Origin of the sequence: Bradyrhizobium tropiciagri (assembly GCF_018130545.1) — a bacterium.
Classification (GTDB): domain Bacteria; phylum Pseudomonadota; class Alphaproteobacteria; order Rhizobiales; family Xanthobacteraceae; genus Bradyrhizobium; species Bradyrhizobium tropiciagri_A.
Map to the genome: position 1 here is coordinate 553,248 of NZ_JAFCKF010000002.1, position 16,736 is coordinate 569,983.

17 protein-coding genes are annotated in these 16,736 nt (G+C 64.2%); 12 read left to right on the forward strand and 5 right to left on the reverse strand.

The window, feature by feature from the left end; all coding sequences use genetic code 11:
• Window positions 1-50: 50 nt before the first annotated feature.
• Window positions 51-782, reverse strand: a complete 732-nt coding sequence (locus JQ616_RS09175; protein ID WP_212013809.1) for an adenylate/guanylate cyclase domain-containing protein — start codon at window positions 780-782, stop codon at window positions 51-53.
• Between the two features lie 86 nt (window positions 783-868).
• Window positions 869-1,168 (reverse strand): PilZ domain-containing protein, encoded by a 300-nt coding sequence (locus tag JQ616_RS09180; protein WP_249136596.1) that lies wholly within the window; start codon window positions 1,166-1,168, stop codon window positions 869-871.
• A 218-nt stretch (window positions 1,169-1,386) separates the two neighbouring features.
• On the opposite strand from JQ616_RS09180, the gene JQ616_RS09185 reads away from it, so the two are divergent.
• The 3 genes from JQ616_RS09185 to JQ616_RS09195 are packed head-to-tail and all read left to right on the forward strand — an operon-like array spanning window position 1,387 to window position 4,418.
• Window positions 1,387-2,793 (forward strand): MFS transporter, encoded by a 1,407-nt coding sequence (locus tag JQ616_RS09185; protein WP_212013811.1) that lies wholly within the window; start codon window positions 1,387-1,389, stop codon window positions 2,791-2,793.
• An 11-nt stretch (window positions 2,794-2,804) separates the two neighbouring features.
• Complete coding sequence (locus tag JQ616_RS09190; protein WP_212013812.1) at window positions 2,805-3,992, forward strand: acyl-CoA dehydrogenase family protein; 1,188 nt, start codon at window positions 2,805-2,807, stop codon at window positions 3,990-3,992.
• Between the two features lie 24 nt (window positions 3,993-4,016).
• Complete coding sequence (locus JQ616_RS09195; RefSeq protein WP_212013813.1) at window positions 4,017-4,418, forward strand: VOC family protein; 402 nt, start codon at window positions 4,017-4,019, stop codon at window positions 4,416-4,418.
• Window positions 4,419-4,786: 368 nt separating this feature from the next.
• Here JQ616_RS09195 and JQ616_RS09200 read toward each other — a convergent pair whose 3' ends face one another.
• The gene (locus JQ616_RS09200; RefSeq protein ID WP_433995961.1) at window positions 4,787-5,545 is read right to left on the reverse strand and encodes a Spy/CpxP family protein refolding chaperone; all 759 of its coding nucleotides are present in this window, start codon (window positions 5,543-5,545) and stop codon (window positions 4,787-4,789) included.
• A gap of 452 nt (window positions 5,546-5,997) precedes the next feature.
• Between JQ616_RS09200 and JQ616_RS09205 the strand changes: the two genes are divergently transcribed.
• From JQ616_RS09205 to JQ616_RS09245, 9 genes are all read left to right on the forward strand, one after another.
• Entirely contained in the window at window positions 5,998-7,338 is a 1,341-nt protein-coding gene (locus JQ616_RS09205; protein WP_212013814.1) for an ABC transporter substrate-binding protein, read from the forward strand.
• 116 nt (window positions 7,339-7,454) lie between these two features.
• Entirely contained in the window at window positions 7,455-8,393 is a 939-nt protein-coding gene (locus tag JQ616_RS09210; RefSeq protein WP_212013815.1) for a carbohydrate ABC transporter permease, read from the forward strand.
• On the forward strand, window positions 8,393-9,304 hold the full coding sequence (locus tag JQ616_RS09215) for a carbohydrate ABC transporter permease (RefSeq protein ID WP_212013816.1): 912 nt from the start codon (window positions 8,393-8,395) through the stop codon (window positions 9,302-9,304). Before JQ616_RS09210 ends, JQ616_RS09215 begins: the two co-directional genes overlap by 1 nt.
• Window positions 9,305-9,308: 4 nt before the next feature.
• Window positions 9,309-10,409 carry an ABC transporter ATP-binding protein gene (locus JQ616_RS09220; RefSeq protein WP_212013817.1) on the forward strand — a complete coding sequence of 367 codons (1,101 nt, stop codon included), beginning with the start codon at window positions 9,309-9,311 and terminating at the stop codon, window positions 10,407-10,409.
• Between the two features lie 29 nt (window positions 10,410-10,438).
• Window positions 10,439-11,428 (forward strand): hydroxyacid dehydrogenase, encoded by a 990-nt coding sequence (locus tag JQ616_RS09225; protein WP_212013818.1) that lies wholly within the window; start codon window positions 10,439-10,441, stop codon window positions 11,426-11,428.
• 69 nt (window positions 11,429-11,497) lie between these two features.
• Window positions 11,498-12,922 (forward strand): amidase, encoded by a 1,425-nt coding sequence (locus tag JQ616_RS09230; RefSeq protein WP_212013819.1) that lies wholly within the window; start codon window positions 11,498-11,500, stop codon window positions 12,920-12,922.
• 80 nt (window positions 12,923-13,002) lie between these two features.
• On the forward strand, window positions 13,003-13,683 hold the full coding sequence (locus JQ616_RS09235) for a hypothetical protein (protein ID WP_212013820.1): 681 nt from the start codon (window positions 13,003-13,005) through the stop codon (window positions 13,681-13,683).
• 51 nt (window positions 13,684-13,734) lie between these two features.
• Window positions 13,735-14,508, forward strand: coding sequence for a transporter substrate-binding domain-containing protein (locus tag JQ616_RS09240; protein ID WP_249136597.1), 774 nt, complete (start codon window positions 13,735-13,737; stop codon window positions 14,506-14,508).
• A gap of 178 nt (window positions 14,509-14,686) precedes the next feature.
• Window positions 14,687-15,499: a DUF2147 domain-containing protein gene (locus JQ616_RS09245; protein WP_212013822.1), complete on the forward strand. Its 813-nt coding sequence runs from the start codon at window positions 14,687-14,689 to the stop codon at window positions 15,497-15,499.
• 69 nt (window positions 15,500-15,568) lie between these two features.
• On the opposite strand, the gene JQ616_RS09250 is transcribed toward JQ616_RS09245, so the two are convergent.
• Both JQ616_RS09250 and JQ616_RS09255 read right to left on the reverse strand, forming a co-directional pair.
• A complete protein-coding gene (locus JQ616_RS09250; RefSeq protein ID WP_146985948.1) occupies window positions 15,569-15,973 on the reverse strand; it encodes a (R)-mandelonitrile lyase in 405 nt (134 codons plus the stop codon).
• 23 nt (window positions 15,974-15,996) lie between these two features.
• Window positions 15,997-16,695 (reverse strand): ribonuclease activity regulator RraA, encoded by a 699-nt coding sequence (locus tag JQ616_RS09255; protein ID WP_212013823.1) that lies wholly within the window; start codon window positions 16,693-16,695, stop codon window positions 15,997-15,999.
• Window positions 16,696-16,736: the final 41 nt, after the last annotated feature.

Genomic DNA, 16,736 nt, shown 5'->3' on the forward strand with positions numbered 1-16,736 from the left:
TTCGGCGCGGTGTTCCGCACTGGAGCCGTCTTTTTTTGCGCCGCGTCAATTCACGCAGGAAACAATGTGACGGGCTGGTCGAAGCCCTTCAGCGTGTAATCTGAGCCGGCTGCCGTGACCATGTCACGGGTTCGTTCCCGCACGGCTGATGTGACCAGGATCTCGCCGGATTTCGCGATCGCCTGGGCGCGTGCCGCGCGATTGACCACGGTGCCGACCGCCGTCAGGTCGCGATGGGCTTGGCCGAACTCACCGAAATTGGTGTCACCGCTATCCATTCCGATTCCGATACCGAGCTCGATGTCGCCGGCGCCGATCGTCCGCGCCAGCGCGTCGCGCCTGTCCTGGAAACGGCGCTGGATGTCGCGCGCGGCCAGCAGGGCCTGCATCGCGTGATCGTCGCGCCGCACCGGAAAATTGAAGATCGCGAACACGGCATCGCCGATCGTCTTGTTGAGAATGCCGTCGTAACGCCAGATCGCAGCGGCGCAGTCGTCGTAGAACGCATCCAATAGCGAAGTCAGCCCGTCCTGTCCGATGGTCTGCGTCAGCGTGGTGTAGCCGCGCAGATCGGCGAACAGGATGGTGGCGTCGATGGTCACGGCGCGTGCCTTCATGATCTTCGAGAACGCCATCTCGCAGATCGTGCACACGTTCGGGTTCATGCGGCTCGGCTTGACGCCGAACAGGCGGAACGGCGCCGACAGCGGGCCGCGCAGCGGGATCGGCATGTGCAGGTTTTGCCAGCAGCCGAGGCAGATCGATGCAGGTTCCGGAGTCATCGGCGTATCACCTGCTGTTCCAGCAACGAAACCCACCTCACCCTAGCACGGCCGACCATGGGCGTCCCCAACCCAGATTGCCGCGCTCAGGCCGGCTTGATGAAACTCACGCCAATCCGCGTCTTCTTGCTCCAGATCACCTGGCACTCGTGGACGACAGAAGCGTCGTTGGCCATCACCAGGCGGAATCTGTGCGGGACGAAGGCCGGATTCTCGACCTCGATGGCCGCTCCGTCCGGAGAGATGTTCACGATCGTACAGTGCATGACCGAACCGCCCGACGAGACATAGCCGGGTTCATTGACCTCGGTTCGCGGATGCCTGCGCTTTTCGTCCACCCGGCTTGCCCCCCAAGCTTTGTTCACGCAAACGTGGGCGATCGGCATTGCCGGAGTCAACGGCTGCTGCTGCTCACTTCGGGCTTTCGCACCAGGATTTGTGCGTAGCAGTAGGCCGAATTGCTTATCGCGTCCGTGCAGATGAGGTCCGCGTCGGCGCGGGCTTGCCGTTCGCGGCGACGCAAGGATAGCTTCATCTCATGGGCGATGCGCTGGCGCGACGCACGCTCCAAGAACAATGAACAGGCGCCATGGGGAGACGCGCCATGTTCGAGATTCTCGATCGCCGGACGACTCTGACCGGCAACCAGATCAAGATCCTTGCGGCCGCCATCATCGGCGATGCGCTGGAATTCTTCGATTACTTCCTGATCGGCTTCGTGCTCGCCTTCCTGATCGGGCCCTGGAAACTCACTTTCGGCCAGTCGGCCACGGTGCTGATGAGCTCGGGTATCGGCGCCATCCTCGGCGCCTATCTCTGGGGCTGGCTCGCCGACCGGATCGGGCGCCGCATCGTCTTCATCGGCACGGTGCTGAACTTCTCGATCGCGACCGGCCTGCTCTATTTCACCCCCGACAATGGCTGGGTTTATCTGGCGATCCTGCGCTTCTTCGTCGGCACCGGCGTCGGCGGCCTGTATTGCGTCGACCTGCCGCTGGTGCAGGAGTTCATGCCCTCGCACAAGCGTGGCTGGGTCGGCGGGCTCGTCACCTGCGTGATCCCGCTCGGCGTCGGCCTCGGCGCGGTGCTCGGAGCGATCATGGGCACCGACCAGTGGCGGCTGTTGTTTGCGATCGGCGTGCTGCCGGCGGTCCTGGTGCTGCTGGTCCGGCTCTGGGTTCCGGAATCGCCGCGCTGGCTGTGCCGGCAAGGACGCTATGAGGAAGCCCGCAAGTCGCTCGCCTGGGCGCTCCAGGTCGAGCCGTCCGAACTGCCCCTGCCGAGCGCGGCCGACGCAGGTCCAGTGGTCAAGACCAGCTGGTTCGACCTGTTCAAATATCCGCGCAGCCTGATCGTGTCCTGGCTCGGCAATGCCGGCGCCCAGACCGGCGTCTACGGCATCACGCTGTGGGCGCCCGCATTGTTCGTGCTGCTCCTGAAGGTCACGCCGCAGGAGGCCGCCAAGATGATGATCCTGCTCAGCGTCACCGGCTTCCTCGGCCGGATATCGTTCTCCTGGTTCTCGGAACTGCTGGGACGTCGCGTTGCCGGCGGCCTGCTCGGCCTCGGTGCCGGCGCCCTGACGATTATTGCCGGCTATCACTACGACGCCACGCTGTTCGGCATGTCGGCGTTCTGGCTGCTGCTGGGGGCCGCCTTCTTCTTCGCCGACGGCGGCTTTGCGATCGTCGGGCCCTATGCGGCGGAGGTCTGGCCGTCGCATCTGCGCACTACGGGCATGGGCTCGGCTTACGGCTTCGGCGGCATCGGCAAGATCATCGGGCCGGTCGGGCTTGCCCTGATCGTCGGCTCGAACAACTACCTCAAGCCGGATGTGCCGCTGACCCAGATCCCGACCGCCTTCGTCTATCTCGGCTGCTGGTTCCTGATGGCGGGCGCCGTCTATCTGTTCTTCGGGCTCGAGACCCGCGGCAAGTCGATCGAGCAGATCGACAAGGAGCTCAACGTGACGGCTGACGTCGCGGCCTCCGCCACCATCCGGCGCGCCTGAGGGAGACGGACATGAACGTGACTTCAGCCGATCTTGCGGGCGATCGTGACGTGATCGCCCGCGCCGAGGCCGTCAGGGACGCGGTTGCTGCGGCGTCCAACGAGATCGAAACGACGCGCCGCCTGCCGCCCGATCTGCTCGACCGACTCCATGAGGCGCGGCTGTTCCGGCTGCTGTTGCCGCGTTCGACCGACGGGATCGAGACCGATCCCGTCACCTTCTTCCATGTCATCGAAGCCATCGCCAAGGCCGACGCCTCGACCGCGTGGTGCCTGAGCCAGGCCGGCGGCTGCGCGATGTCGGCGGCCTATCTCGATTTGCCGGTCGCGCAGGAGGTGTTTGCCGACCCGCGTGCCGTGCTGGCCTGGGGTCCCGGCCCGAAGGTCAAGGCGGTCGAATGCGAGGGCGGCTATCGCGTCACCGGGGTCTGGTCGTTTGCCTCGGGCGGACGGCATGCCACCTGGCTCGGCGCCCACTGCCCGATCTACGCCGCGGACGGCTCGCCGCGCCGCGACGCCAATGGTGAGCAACTGGAGCGCACCATGCTGGTGCGGACCCAAGACGTCGCATGGACCGACATCTGGAATACGGTCGGGCTGCGTGGCACGGCGAGCGACCAGTTCGCACTGGATGATTTCTTCGTCCGCGCGGATCATTCGATCATCCGTGAGTTCGACCGCGAGTGCCGCGAGAACGGTCCGCTGTACCGGATGAGTAACCACACCTGCTATCAGATCGGCTTTGCGGGCGTTGCCAGCGGCATCGCCCGCAGCGCGCTGGACAATTTCGTCGACGTCGCCCGCAACAAGGTGCCGCGCGGAATGACGAAGACGCTGCGCGACAATGCGGTGGTGCAGTCCGGCCTCGCCCAGGCCGAAGTCAATCTGCGCGCCGCCCGCACCTTCCTGCTGCAGTCGATGGCCGACATCTGGAAAGATCTGGTCGCCGGCCACAGCATCACGGTCGCACAGCGCATGACGATCCGGATGGCCGCGACGCACGCCATCCACAAGGCCAAGGAAGCTGTCGACTTCGCCTACAACACCGCCGGCGCCACCGCGATCTTCGACGGCCATCCGCTGGAGCGCCGCTTCCGCGACATCCACACCGTGACCCAGCAATTGCAGGGCCGCTTCAGCCATTTCGAGACCGTCGGCGCCTGGATGCTCGGCGTCGAGGCCGACCTCAGCTTCGTCTAATCTCAATTCTCAAGGAGAAGAACCATGCCACTGGGCGGACTGCAGCATTTCACCATCGAGCCGCAGGATCTGGAGAAGACCAAGAGGTTCTATTGCGACGTGCTCGGGCTGGAGAATGGCGATCGACCGCCGCTCGATTTTCCGGGCTACTGGCTCTATTCCGGCGGCCAGGCCACGGTCCATTTGATGGGCACCCGCAAGCCGCGCGACGGCATCGTGGTGCGCGGCACCGAGAAGAAATATGAGGACACCGGCCGCCTCGACCACATCGCTTTTGCCGCCACCGACGTCGACGGCGTACGCAAGCGTCTCCAGGCCAGCAATGTCAGCTTCCGCGAGCAGATCGTGCCGCGCACCGGCGACACCCAGATATTCCTCTACGATCCAGACGGCGTCGGCGTGGAGCTGAACTTCCCGAAGAGCTGAGCCGACAAGGGCTAAGCCGCCGCGCTGAACTGATCTGCTCGACAATTGGTCGGCGCGTTTGCCGGCCAGTTTTCAAGTCGCGCAATCGGTTCCCGACAAGGCCCCGACTCGGCCATCACTCGGGCGTGATCCGGTCCGTTTTTCTTCAACATTGAATGACGAATTAACCGGGCCGCGCCGCTGCGGCAGAATAGCCGGGTGCTGCGCCTTTAACCTACCCCAGGGCATGGTGGCCCGGCTATTCGTCCCCACTTCGCCGGAGACAGCTCCTTCGAGTGCTTTCGAGCGAAGTGGATCTCCGTTCGCGTAATGAGAACGCGTCAGAACAAGAGCCGACAGCTCTCGTTCCGATCGGAACGGAAATGGCTCTAGTCGAGCCCACGTTCGTGGCTCAGGCGGACCATTTCGTTGATGAAGATTTGTTTCTGCTTGTCGTCGAGGCTGGCGTAGAGCGGCTCGGCGGCGTCGGCAACGTTGCGCTGATCGCCCGCGCGGTCGTTGAGGAACTGGGCCTCGTTGCGCATCTGCTCGATGATGTCATCGGGTGGATCGCGTTGTGCCCGCGCAATGCGCAGGTTGAGGCGATCGGCGCCATTGTGGCCGAGATAGTGCATCGCACTGTTGAAGCCGGCCCAATTCTTCTCCTGCTCCGGCGTGAGGTTGAGTTCCTTCTTGATCCGCTCGATGTTGGCGTCGCTGTTGGCAACGATCTGTTCGGCCGTGAGCTGCGGTGCGCCCGCCTGGGTCAGCACGGTCGGCGCCTGCTTGCCGCCCTTGTCCTTGGCGGCGGCCTTGGCCGATTTGCTGGCCTTGGCGCCCTGCTTGGCGCCGGCCGCCGGTGTCTGTGCATTGTTGCCTCCGGCGGCATTCGGGTTGGCGTTGTTGGCATTGTTGCCGGTGAACACCCCGGTCACACCGGTCACCACCCCGACCACACCGCCGATCGCGCCACCCAGAACGCCACCGACCGGTCCGGCGGCCTTGTTTCCCTCGCGCGCGCCTTTCTCGACGCCCTGCACGATCTGTGCATCGACCATATGAGGCACTGCGAGCAGCGTGACGGTGGCGGCCCCAACCGCGGCGCACAACCTCCATTGTGCTCGCAGCTTCGCTACCGGGATGAGCATGATCGGATCTCCGTGATCGATGGTGGATTGCACGTTTGATGCGGGGGTAGTTCGTCGAATCCGGACTTTATCGTTTCCAGCTTCGGCAAGTCTATCGGTCGCGCGGGGCATCAACATGACGGAACACAGCTCGATCGAGCCTCGCCGGAAACCTGCGGCTCAACCGCGCACCGCCTGCGAACGCGGCTGTGCCAAATCTCGCGTGCGTCGCAGCATGATTGCGAGAAGCGCAGGAAAGCGCCTGCAATTGCGATGGCGCTGACGACACTGCCTGCAATTTGACCACAACGTTAGTACTACGTGGCATAGGCATCTCGTTTCTCGACAGCCGCAAGCAATTCTGTTCTGATTGGTGTGAACGAAATCCCCCGACGTCGCGCGAACGCGACGCACAAAAACAACAACGGGATTCAAAAGTCTTTTGTCCGTTGGCGACCAGGGAGGGAATTGCCATGTCACGGAAGAAGCTTTCGCGCCGAGAATTCGTTGCAGCGACAGCGCTGTCATCGGCGGCGCTCATCACAGCCCCCTACGTCCGTGGCGCCTACGCAGCCGGAAAGCTCTCGATGGGCTTCTGGGATCACTGGGTGCCGGGCGCGAACAGCGCCTCCACCGAGCTGGTCAATGAATGGGCTGCCAAGGAGAAGGTCGAGGTCCAACTCGACTACATCACCAGCCAGGGCAACAAGAACATCGTGACCATCGCCGCCGAAGCGCAGGCGAAATCCGGTCACGATATTTTCCAGATGCCGACCTGGTGGCCGCAGGCCAATGCCGAGCTGCTCGAGCCCGTCAACGACATCATGGACCCGCTCATCAAGCTGAACGGCGACGTCAACGGCACGGTGAAATATCTCGGCCAGGCCGACGGCAAATGGCTCGGCGTTCCCGCCAGCGTCGGCAGCCAGATCAAGGGCCCTTGCTCGCGCATCGACCTGATGAAGAAGTATGCCGGCATCGACGTGCAGGAGATGTATCCGGCCGGAAGCCCCCCGAAGGCGGACAACTGGACCCTCGATACGTTCCTCAAGGCGGCTGAAGCCTGTCACAAGGCCGGCTTCCCGTTCGGCATCGGTCTCGGCGAGACCAGCGACAATGTCGACACGGCCGGCGCGATCTTCCAGTCGTTCGGCGCCCAACTGGTCGACGCCAAGGGCAACCTCACCGTCAAGACCGACGCGGTGCGCCAGGCGCTCGACTACTACAAGAAGCTGATCGCCTTCCTGCCGCCCGATGTTGCCGCATGGGACGACGCCTCCAACAACAAATGGTTGGTCGCAGGCAAAGGCGCGATGATCCTGAACCCGCCGAGCGCGTGGGCGGTTGCCAAGCGCGATGCGCCGCAAGTCGCGGAGCAATGCTGGACGCACGGGTTCCCGGCGGGGCCAAAGGGCCGCTTCGCACCCTATCTGCCGTTCTTCTGGTCGATCTGGTCGTTCTCGAAGAACAAGGAGGCGGCAAAGAGCCTGCTGTCCTACCTGTCGCAACCTGCATCGATCGAGAAGATGGTGGTCGCGAGCGGCGGCTATGATCTGCCGGCCTACGAAAAGCTCACGACGTTGAAGGTCTGGGCGGAGGAAGGGCCGCCGAAGGGCACGCTCTACCACTACCCGAACCCCTACAAGCACCAAACGCTGTCGATAGCGGCCTCGCCGGCGCCGCCCAAGATCGCTCAGCAGATCTACTTCCAGGCCACTCTGACCAAGATGTGCCTGCGATACTATCAGGGTGAGAGCATGGAAAAGACCCTCGCCTGGGCCGAGGGCGAGTGTGAAGGCTTCATGCGAAGCTGACGACAAGCGAGCCCCGCACGGCCGGCCGATCGGGCCGGCCGTGCGAGTTCTCGCTGCCACATCCCAGCCGCAAAGCCGGCACGAACTGCAACCAACCCGCGCGAGGGACCAGCGTTATGGTTGATGTCGCATTCCAACCCAACCGCGCAGCTGCGGCTCAGACAAGACGAAGGCGCGTCGGGCTTCGCAATGCGCTGCGGCGCAAGTCGATGTCGGCGTTCCTGATGACCCTGCCGCTGATCCTCCTGATCGCCATCCTGGTGATCTATCCGGCAATCTACTCGGTGCACCTCGCGACGCTGAACAAGGCGATGACGAAGTTCGTCGGCTTCGGCAATTTCGAATTCCTGTTCAAGCGCGAAACCTTCTGGCTGGTGGTCAAGCAATCCTGCATTTTCGCGATCTCCGCGGTGGTCTTCAAGGCGCTGATCGGCTTCATCGTCGCGCATTTCGTGCACAACGTCCCAGCCAACAAGCAGCGCAAGTGGCGCGGCATGCTGCTGGTGCCATGGGTGATCCCGCCGGCCATGAGCACGCTGGCCTGGCTGTGGCTGTTCGACCCCTCCTACAGCGCCTTCAACTACACACTGTCGTTCTTCGGCATCGGGCCGATCCCGTGGACTGGCGACGCGATGTGGGCGCGCTTCTCGGTGATCCTGGTCAACGTCTGGTACGGCGCGCCGTTCTTCATGATCATGTATCTGGCGGCGCTGAAATCGGTGCCCGAGCAGCTCTATGAAGCGGCCGCGATCGACGGCGCCAATTGGTGGCAGCGGATCTGGTACGTGACCCTGCCGATGATGCGCAACATCATCGCGATCACCACGCTGTTCTCGCTGATCGTGACCTTCGCCAATTTCGACATCGTGCGCATCCTGACCGCGGGCGGGCCGCTCGACCACACCCATATCTTCGCCACCTGGGCGTTCCGCGTCGGCATCGAGGGCAGCGACATTCCGCTCGGCGCCAGCGTCTCGTTGTTCATGGTGCCGATCCTCGCGGTCGCGGCGATCTTCATCCTGCGCGACATCACCAAACGCGGGAATGAATCCTGATGAGCACGGTGACGATCGACAAATCGGGCCCGACCCGCAAGGTCAAATACGGCAGCATGAGCCGCGATCGGACCTGGGCGTTGCGCTGGTCCTATTTCTTCCTGACGCTGTTTGCGATCTTCTCGCTGGTACCGCCGTTCTACATGCTGATCACGTCGCTGAAGAGCAGCGCGGAGATTTCAGCGGCGACCAATCCGTGGTGGGTCTACCATCCGACATTCAGCAACTACATTGAGCTCCTGACGTCGAACCAATTCCTGCGCTTCTTCTGGAATTCGGCCTGGGTCTCCATCATCGTGGTCACCATCACGATGCTGATCAGCGTGCCGGCGGCCTTTGCGCTGGCGCGGATGAAGTTCTGGGGCTCGGCGACGCTCGCGACCGGAGTGTTCCTCACCTATCTGATCCCCGACAGCCTGTTGTTCATTCCGCTGTTCAAGATGTTCGCGGTGTTCGGCGACTGGACCGGCATACAGCTCGTCAATCGCTGGTACGTTCTGCTGTTCATCTATCCGACGCTCACGGTGCCGTTCTGCACCTGGATCATGATCGGCTATTTCGCCTCGATCCCGAAGGAGCTCGACGAGGCCGCGATCATCGACGGCGCGAGCTGGTTCCAGACGCTGACCCGGATCTTCATCCCGGTCGCGCTGCCGGGCCTGATCGCGGCGACGATCTTCGCCTTCACCGTGTCATGGGCCCAGTTCCTCTATCCCTTGGTGTTCACCACCTCGACCGACCAGCTGGTGCTGCCGGTCGGCATCATCACCACCCTGATCAAGGGCGACGTCTTCAACTGGGGACAGATCATGACCGGCGCCCTGCTCGGCGCTGCGCCGCCGCTGATCATCTACGCCTTCCTGATGGACTACTACATTGCCGGCCTGACCGCCGGTGCGACAAAGGGTTGAACTTATGGCCGACGTCAGCTTGCGCAAGGTGGTGAAACGTTACGACGAGGTCGAGGCGGTGCGCGGCATCGACCTCGACATCGCCGACCATGAGTTCGTGGTGCTGGTTGGTCCGAGCGGCTGCGGTAAGTCGACGACGCTGCGGATGATCGCCGGCCTCGAGGACATCTCCGACGGCGACATCATGATCGGCGGCGACGTCGTCAACGACGTGCCGCCGAAGGATCGCGACATCGCGATGGTGTTCCAGAACTATGCGCTGTACCCGCACATGACCGTCGCCGAGAACATGTCGTTCGGGCTGCGGCTGAAGAACTACCCCAAGGCCGAGATCAAGAGCCGGGTGACGGAAGCCGCCCGCATGCTCGACATCACCGACCTGATCGACCGCAAGCCGAAGCAGCTCTCCGGCGGCCAGCGCCAGCGCGTCGCGATGGGACGGGCGATCGTGCGCAATCCGAAGGTGTTCCTATTCGACGAGCCGCTCTCCAACCTCGACGCCAAGCTGCGCGTGCAGATGCGGATCGAGATCAAGAAGGTGCACCAGAAGGTCCGCACCACGACGGTCTACGTCACCCACGACCAGGTCGAGGCGATGACGCTGGCCGACCGCGTGGTGGTGATGAACCACGGCAAGATCGAGCAGATCGGTACGCCCAATGAGCTCTATCACAAGCCGGCGACCAAGTTCGTCGCAAGCTTCATCGGCTCGCCCGCGATGAATTTCGTGCCGTGCCGGCTCGAGGATGTCGGCGGCAAGCTCAACGTGCGGCTGACCGACCGGCTCGCCTTCACGCTGCCGCCGGCGCGCGCCGCCCGCTACCAGGCGCTCTCGCGCAGCGACAAATTGTTGCTGGGGATCCGGCCCGAGCATGTCCTGGAGGCGCGGCCGCATGCCGAGCCCGGCGTCGAACCGTTCGATGCGATGCTCGACGTCACCGAGCCGATGGGCATGGAGACCCTGGTCTATTTCACGCTAGAGGGCAGCCAGGTCTGCGGTCGGGTCAGTCCCAATGCCGGCGCCCAGGATGGCAGCCCGCTCCGATTGGCTGTGGACCTCAACAATATGCATTTGCTAAACGAGGTGACCGGCGCCGTCCTTTGACGGCGTACAAGATACCTCAAGGGCAGGAAATGGCCACCAACAAGAAGAAGATCTTCATCACCCAGACTCTGTCTCCCGGAGCGCGGGTGCTCCTCAACGAGCGGGACGACGTAGAACTCATCGAATTTCCCAACCTGATCTCGGCCAAGGACTTTCAGGCGATGCTGGAGCAGCACGCGCCGGTCCATGGCGTCGCACTTGGCGCCACCCGGTTCGGCGAAGCCGAGCTGGAAGCATCCAAGGGCATGATGGTGGTGACCCGGATCGGTGTCGGCTATGACGCCGTCGACGTGCCGGCGCTATCTGCCCGCAAGGTGCCGCTGATGGTCGCAGGCACCGCGAACTCGCCGTCGGTCGCCGAGCAGGCCCTGTTCATGATGCTAACGCTGGCCAAGCGCGCGCAGGAAATGCATTCGATGGTCAAGGATGGCACCTGGGCGAGCCGCCTCGGCGTGCTGCCGTTCGATCTCTACGGCAAGACCGTGCTGATCGTGGGCTTTGGCCGCATCGGCACCCGCACCGCCAAGCGCTGCCTGGCGATGGAAATGAACGTGTTGGTGTACGATCCCTACAAGCCCGCGAGCGAGATCACCGCGGCCGGCTGCGAGGCGGTGCCGAGCCTGGAGGCGGCGCTGCCGCGAGCGGATTTCGTCACGATCCATTGCCCGAAGAATCCCGAAACCGTCGGCCTGTTCAACGCGGCGCGGATCCGCCTGATGAAGCCGACCGCCTATCTCATCAACACCGCCCGCGGCGGCATCGTCGACGAGAAGGCGCTGCACGACGCGCTGGTGTCGGGCAAGCTCGCCGGTGCCGGCCTCGACGTGTTCGAGGTCGAGCCGCCGCCGGTCGGCCAGCCGCTGCACGCTTTGCCCAACGTGATCATGGCACCGCACGTGGCGGGTGTGACCGTCGAGGCGGTCGATCGCATGAGCGAGCAGACCGCGCGCAATATCCTGAGCGTGCTGGACGGCAAACCGCTGCGCCAGAACGTGATCAACCAGGACGTCCTCGGCTGAGCTTTCAGCCTTCCTCACTTGCGCTGTGGCCGATCCCGCAAGATCGGCCCGGCGATGCGGAGCATGCACATGGCTTTCAAGGAATTCGGCAACTACGATGCGGTCGGTCTCGCCGAGCTCGTCCGCAAGAAGGACGTGACCGCGAAGGAATTGCTCGACGAGGCGATCGCCCGCACGGCCGCGGTCGACCCGAAGATCAACGCGGTTGTCGTCAAGCATTACGACTACGCCGAGCGCCAGATCGCCAAGGGTTTGCCTGATGGCCCCTTCACCGGCGTGCCGTTCCTGCTCAAGGATCTCGATCTGCTCGAGGGCACACGCACCACCTCTGGCGCCAGCCTGCTGAAGGACTTCGTCGCCGACCACAACGGCACGCTGGCGCAGCGCTTCCTCGACGCCGGGCTTACGATCTTTGGTAAAAGCTCAAGCCCGGAATTCGGGCTGATGCCGACCACGGAATCCCGTCTGTTCGGTCCGACCCGCAATCCCTGGAATCTTGAACACTCCTCCGGCGGCTCGTCGGGCGGCGCCGGTGCAGCGGTCGCTGCACGCATCCTTCCCGTCGCACATGCCAGTGACGGCGGCGGCTCGATCCGAATCCCCGCCTCCGCCTCCGGCGTATTCGGCATGAAGCCGACGCGCGCCCGCAACCCCTGCGGTCCGGATCGCGGCGAAGGCTGGGGCGGCTTCTCCGTCGGCCATGTGCTGAGCATCAGCGTCCGCGACAGCGCGGTCATGATGGATGCGATCCACGGGCCCGAGCCGTCGAGCCTCTACGTCGCACCGGCGCCGGAGCGGCCGTTCTCGCAGGAAGTCGGCCGCGATCCCGGTCATCTGCGCATCAGCTTCACCGACAAGTCGCCCTATGGCGACGCCATTGATCCGGAGATCGCCGCTTCGGTCCGCGACATCGCCAAGCTGCTGGCGGGCCTCGGCCATCATGTCGAGGAGCGAGCCCCGCCGCTTGCGGCCGATCCGGCAGCAACCATGACGACGATCGTCGGCGGCAACACAGCGCTGACGATCCGCCTGCTCGAGCAGCGCGTCGGGCGCACGCTGACGTCGGACGATGTCGAGCGGCTGACGCTCGCCAGCGGTCAGAACTCGGCCAAGATGACCCCGGCCGATTACGTCGCGGCGCAGCTTGCTGCATTCCAGATCTCGCGCGGGCTCGCGACATTCTTCGAGGGCTGCGACATCTTCCTCAGCCCGACACTGTGCGCGCCGCCGCTTCGCCTCGGCGAGCTGAACACGATGTCCGAGGACCTCACCCACATTGCGCCGGTGCTGCGCCGCTACATGCCGGGCACCTCGATGTTCAACATGTCCGGCCAGCCGGCGATGTCGGTGCCGCTGGCCTGGAACAAGGCCGGATTGCCGCTCGGCATGATGTTCGCAGCCAAGCTCGGCGAGGAAGGCCTGCTGTTCCGCCTCGCCGGCCAGCTCGAACAGGTCCGGCCCTGGAAGGACCGGCGCCCGCCGGTCTGCGCCTAGCTGACAAAGGATAGTCAGATCAGGTAGATAGGAACGGCGTCGGCGCGATTCCGTCGGCGTCATGCCTGGGAGGCCGAACCGTGAGTGACCCGACCGACAATGCGCTCGCCGCGATCGCGAGCATTCTCGATCAGACGACGACGCCTCCCGAGAAGGCCAAATCATCCGACAAGACGTCGGACAAGGCAGCCGAGCCCGCCGAGGAGCGGCCGGTCTCCATCGCGATGCCGCCGCCCCTACCGACATCGGTGGAGATCGTTACCGTGGAGACCGTGTCCATTACGACCGTATCCACCGAGGCCGCACCGGCCGCGCCTTCGGCGGTCGAGCCGCCGCCGGTTGAACAGTCCGAGCCTGCCGAACAGCCGGAGCCAAGCCAACCCGAGGCTCGCGAACCTGAGGTCGTCGAACCCGCAGCGGTCGAAGCGGCGCTGAGCGAGCCAGAGCCGAGCGAGCCGGAGCCGATCCCGCCGCCCCAACCGATCGAGGCCAACGGCTATTCTAAGTCAGGCCCAGGTCCGATGGCCGCGCTGCGCTTTCGCTGGACGGTGCGCGAGGACGGCGGCCGATACTTTGTCGACGAAACCGTCGGCGAAGGATCGACCCCGTTGGTCAACGGCCCGATGGACAGGGACGCCGCGATCAAATTCGTCGACGATCGCGAGGCCGAAGCGCGCCGCCGCTTCGAGCATTTCAGGCACGAGATCATCAGCCGCACCGCGACCGCCCTTCAGGCGCGCAAGGACAACAACGAAGCCTGAGACACCACGCGCTCGTAGGCATCGCAAAAAACACGGATGGAGATAATTTCGATGTTTCGCGCGCTCGTCGGACTCGCTCTCACCTTGCTCCTGTCCGCTGCGCATGCGCAGTCAACGCCGTCCCGGCTCGATGAAATCGTCAAGCGCGGCACGCTGCGCGTCGGCATGACCGGCGACTATTTGCCCTTCACCGCGCTCGACAAGGAGACCACGACGTTCCGCGGCTTCGACGTCGATATGGCGCAATCGCTCGGCAAGGCGCTCGGCGTCAAGGTCGAGTTCGTGCCGACATCCTGGCCGCAGATGATGAAGGATTTTGAAGCCGACGATTTCGACATCGCGATGGGCGGCATCTCCATCACCTACGACCGGCAGAAGAAGGGCTTGTTCTCGACCCCGATCATGCGCGAAGGCAAGACACCGATCGCGCGCTGCGCTGACCAAGGCAAGTACGACACCATCGCCGAGATCGACAAGCCCGGCACCCGGGTCATCGTCAACCCCGGCGGCACCAATGAGCGCTTCGCACGCGCCCATGTGAAGGCCGCCGACATCCGCGTATTCAACGACAACACCAGGATCTTCGACGAGATCGCCAAGGGTGATGCCGACCTGATGATGACCGACGCGTCCGAGACGCGCTATCAGCAGAAGCTGCATCCCGGCGTGCTCTGCGCCGTGCATCCCGACAAGCCGTTCGACTTCGCCGAAAAAGCCTACTGGATGCAGCGCGACGTCGCCTTGAAAGCGTTCGTCGACCAGTGGCTTCATATCGCGCGCGAAGATGGCAGCTACGCAAAGATCTATGCCGCGTGGTTCGAATAGCCGGCGTCAAACACACACGCGCATAATTTGCTGCATGGCCTGAAACCAGACCGCGATCCAGGGATTTGAACCTCAACCGCGAGGGCACGACTCATGTTCTGACCGTGATTTGGGACACGTTCAGCGAGGCGGTCACCGGATAGCCTTGCGAACCGGGTTCCCTGCGGCGGAGGTCGAGATGAGAAAGCTTCTGGCGATCGCCACGCTTGTGCTCGCGAGCACGGCCGCAGCGCAGGCGCAATACACATTCGACTACGGCGGCCGCACCATCCGCATCGATCCCGATCGCGGCACGGTTTCGATCCCCGGCGTCTACGACAATACCGGCCGCCACACCAAGCGTGTCAGGAGCAAGGACGCCGAGCAGAAGCGCGAGACGGCTCCGAAGGAAGCCAAGACGGACTCTCAAGCCGCGCCGGCTGCTCCACCCGCTGCGGCGCCAGCGCCTGCTGCGGCGACCATTGATCAGACTGCTGCCCCGACACCAGCGGCAACGACTGCACCTGCCAACGCAGCCGTCGCGCCGCTGCCACCTTCGGCGACAGCAGCGACCACACCGTCACCACCACCCGCTCCGCCCGCTGTGCAGCAGGACGCTGCGCCGGCGGCAAAGCTCGTCACCGCGCCAACTGTTGGTGCCGCTCCGCCGAACGCGCCTGCACCCAAGCCGGCAGCGAACCCGGTGCAAGCTGCCAATTCGCCGCTCGGCCTTTGGCTGACCGAAGAGAAGGAAGGCAAGGTCCGCATCGAGCAATGCGGCGCCAATCTCTGCGGCTACTCGGTCGACAAGAAGTCGAACGCCAATGGCGAGCAGGTTCTGATCAACATGAAGCCCGGCAAGGACAAATGGAGCGGCCGCATCTTCGATCCGAACAGCGGCAGCAGCTACGATTCCACCATCGCGATGAAGAGCCCGGACACGCTGCGTGTCCAGGGTTGCGCATTCGGCGGCATGTTCTGCGGTGGCCAGACCTGGACGCGGACGAACTGATCGACGCCGCGCAAAAAGCAAAAGCCCCGCTCAGGAGCGGGGCTTTTCGTTTGAGCTCGCAGCTGCGTATCAGCCGACCTTGCCGTTATATTCCTCGTCGGTGACGTGCTCCATCCAGGTCGAATAGACGCCGTCGAGCGCCTCCTGCATGGCGATATGGGTCATGCTGTTATCAGGCGACGCACCGTGCCAGTGCTTCTCGTTCGGCGGAATCCAGACCACGTCGCCGGGGCGGATTTCCCGGATCGGGCCGCCCTTGGCCTGCACGCGGCCGATGCCCGAAATCACATAGAGCGTCTGCCCGAGCGGATGGGTGTGCCAGGCGGTGCGTGCGCCGGGCTCGAACGACACGCGCGAGGCGTTCAGCCGTGCCGGTGCCGGCGCCATGTTGATCGGGTCCTGCAGCACGCTGCCGGTGAAGTTCTCCTTCGGCGCGCGGCGGGTCGGCCGCGAGCCGGAAACGTGGATATCCATGGGGTTACCTCCCTCTCTTGACGTTATTTCTTGGTCGCGGCGTAGCGCGCCTTGGTCTCGGCATTCATCGGATAGAGGCCGGGCAGCTGGGCGCCATTGTTCACCTCGTTGACGATCCAGGCTTCCATCCGTTCCTGCTCCGGCCCTTCGGCCAGCACGTGATCGAGGAATGCCTGCGGGATCAGCACCGCGCCGTCCTGGTCGGCCACGACAATGTCATTCGGAAACACGGCAACGCCGCCGCAGCCGATCGGTTCGCCCCAGCCGACGAAGGTCAGGCCTGCGACCGACGGCGGCGCGGCGTAGCCGTCGCACCACACCGGCAGGCCGGTGCCGAGCACGCCCTCGACGTCGCGCACCACGCCGTCGCTGATCAGTGCCGTCACCCCGCGCTTGACCATGCGCGCGCAGAGAATGTCGCCGAAAATGCCGGCATCGGTGATGCCCATGGCATCGACCACGGCGATGCAGCCCGCCGGCATCGCCTCGATCGCGGTGCGGGTCGAGATCGGCGACGACCAGGATTCCGGCGTCGCCAGGTCCTCGCGGGCCGGCACGAAGCGCAGCGTGAAGGCGGGTCCGACCAGCCGCTTCTGTCCGGGCTTCAGCGGCTTGGTGCCGCGCATCCAGATGTTGCGCAGGCCCTTCTTGAGCAGGACCGTGGTGATGGTGGCGGTGGACACGTGCGACAGCGTCGCGATCGCCTCAGTGGACAGTGACATCTGGAAAGCTTGCTCCGATGGGAGGAAAAAGACCGGCGCAT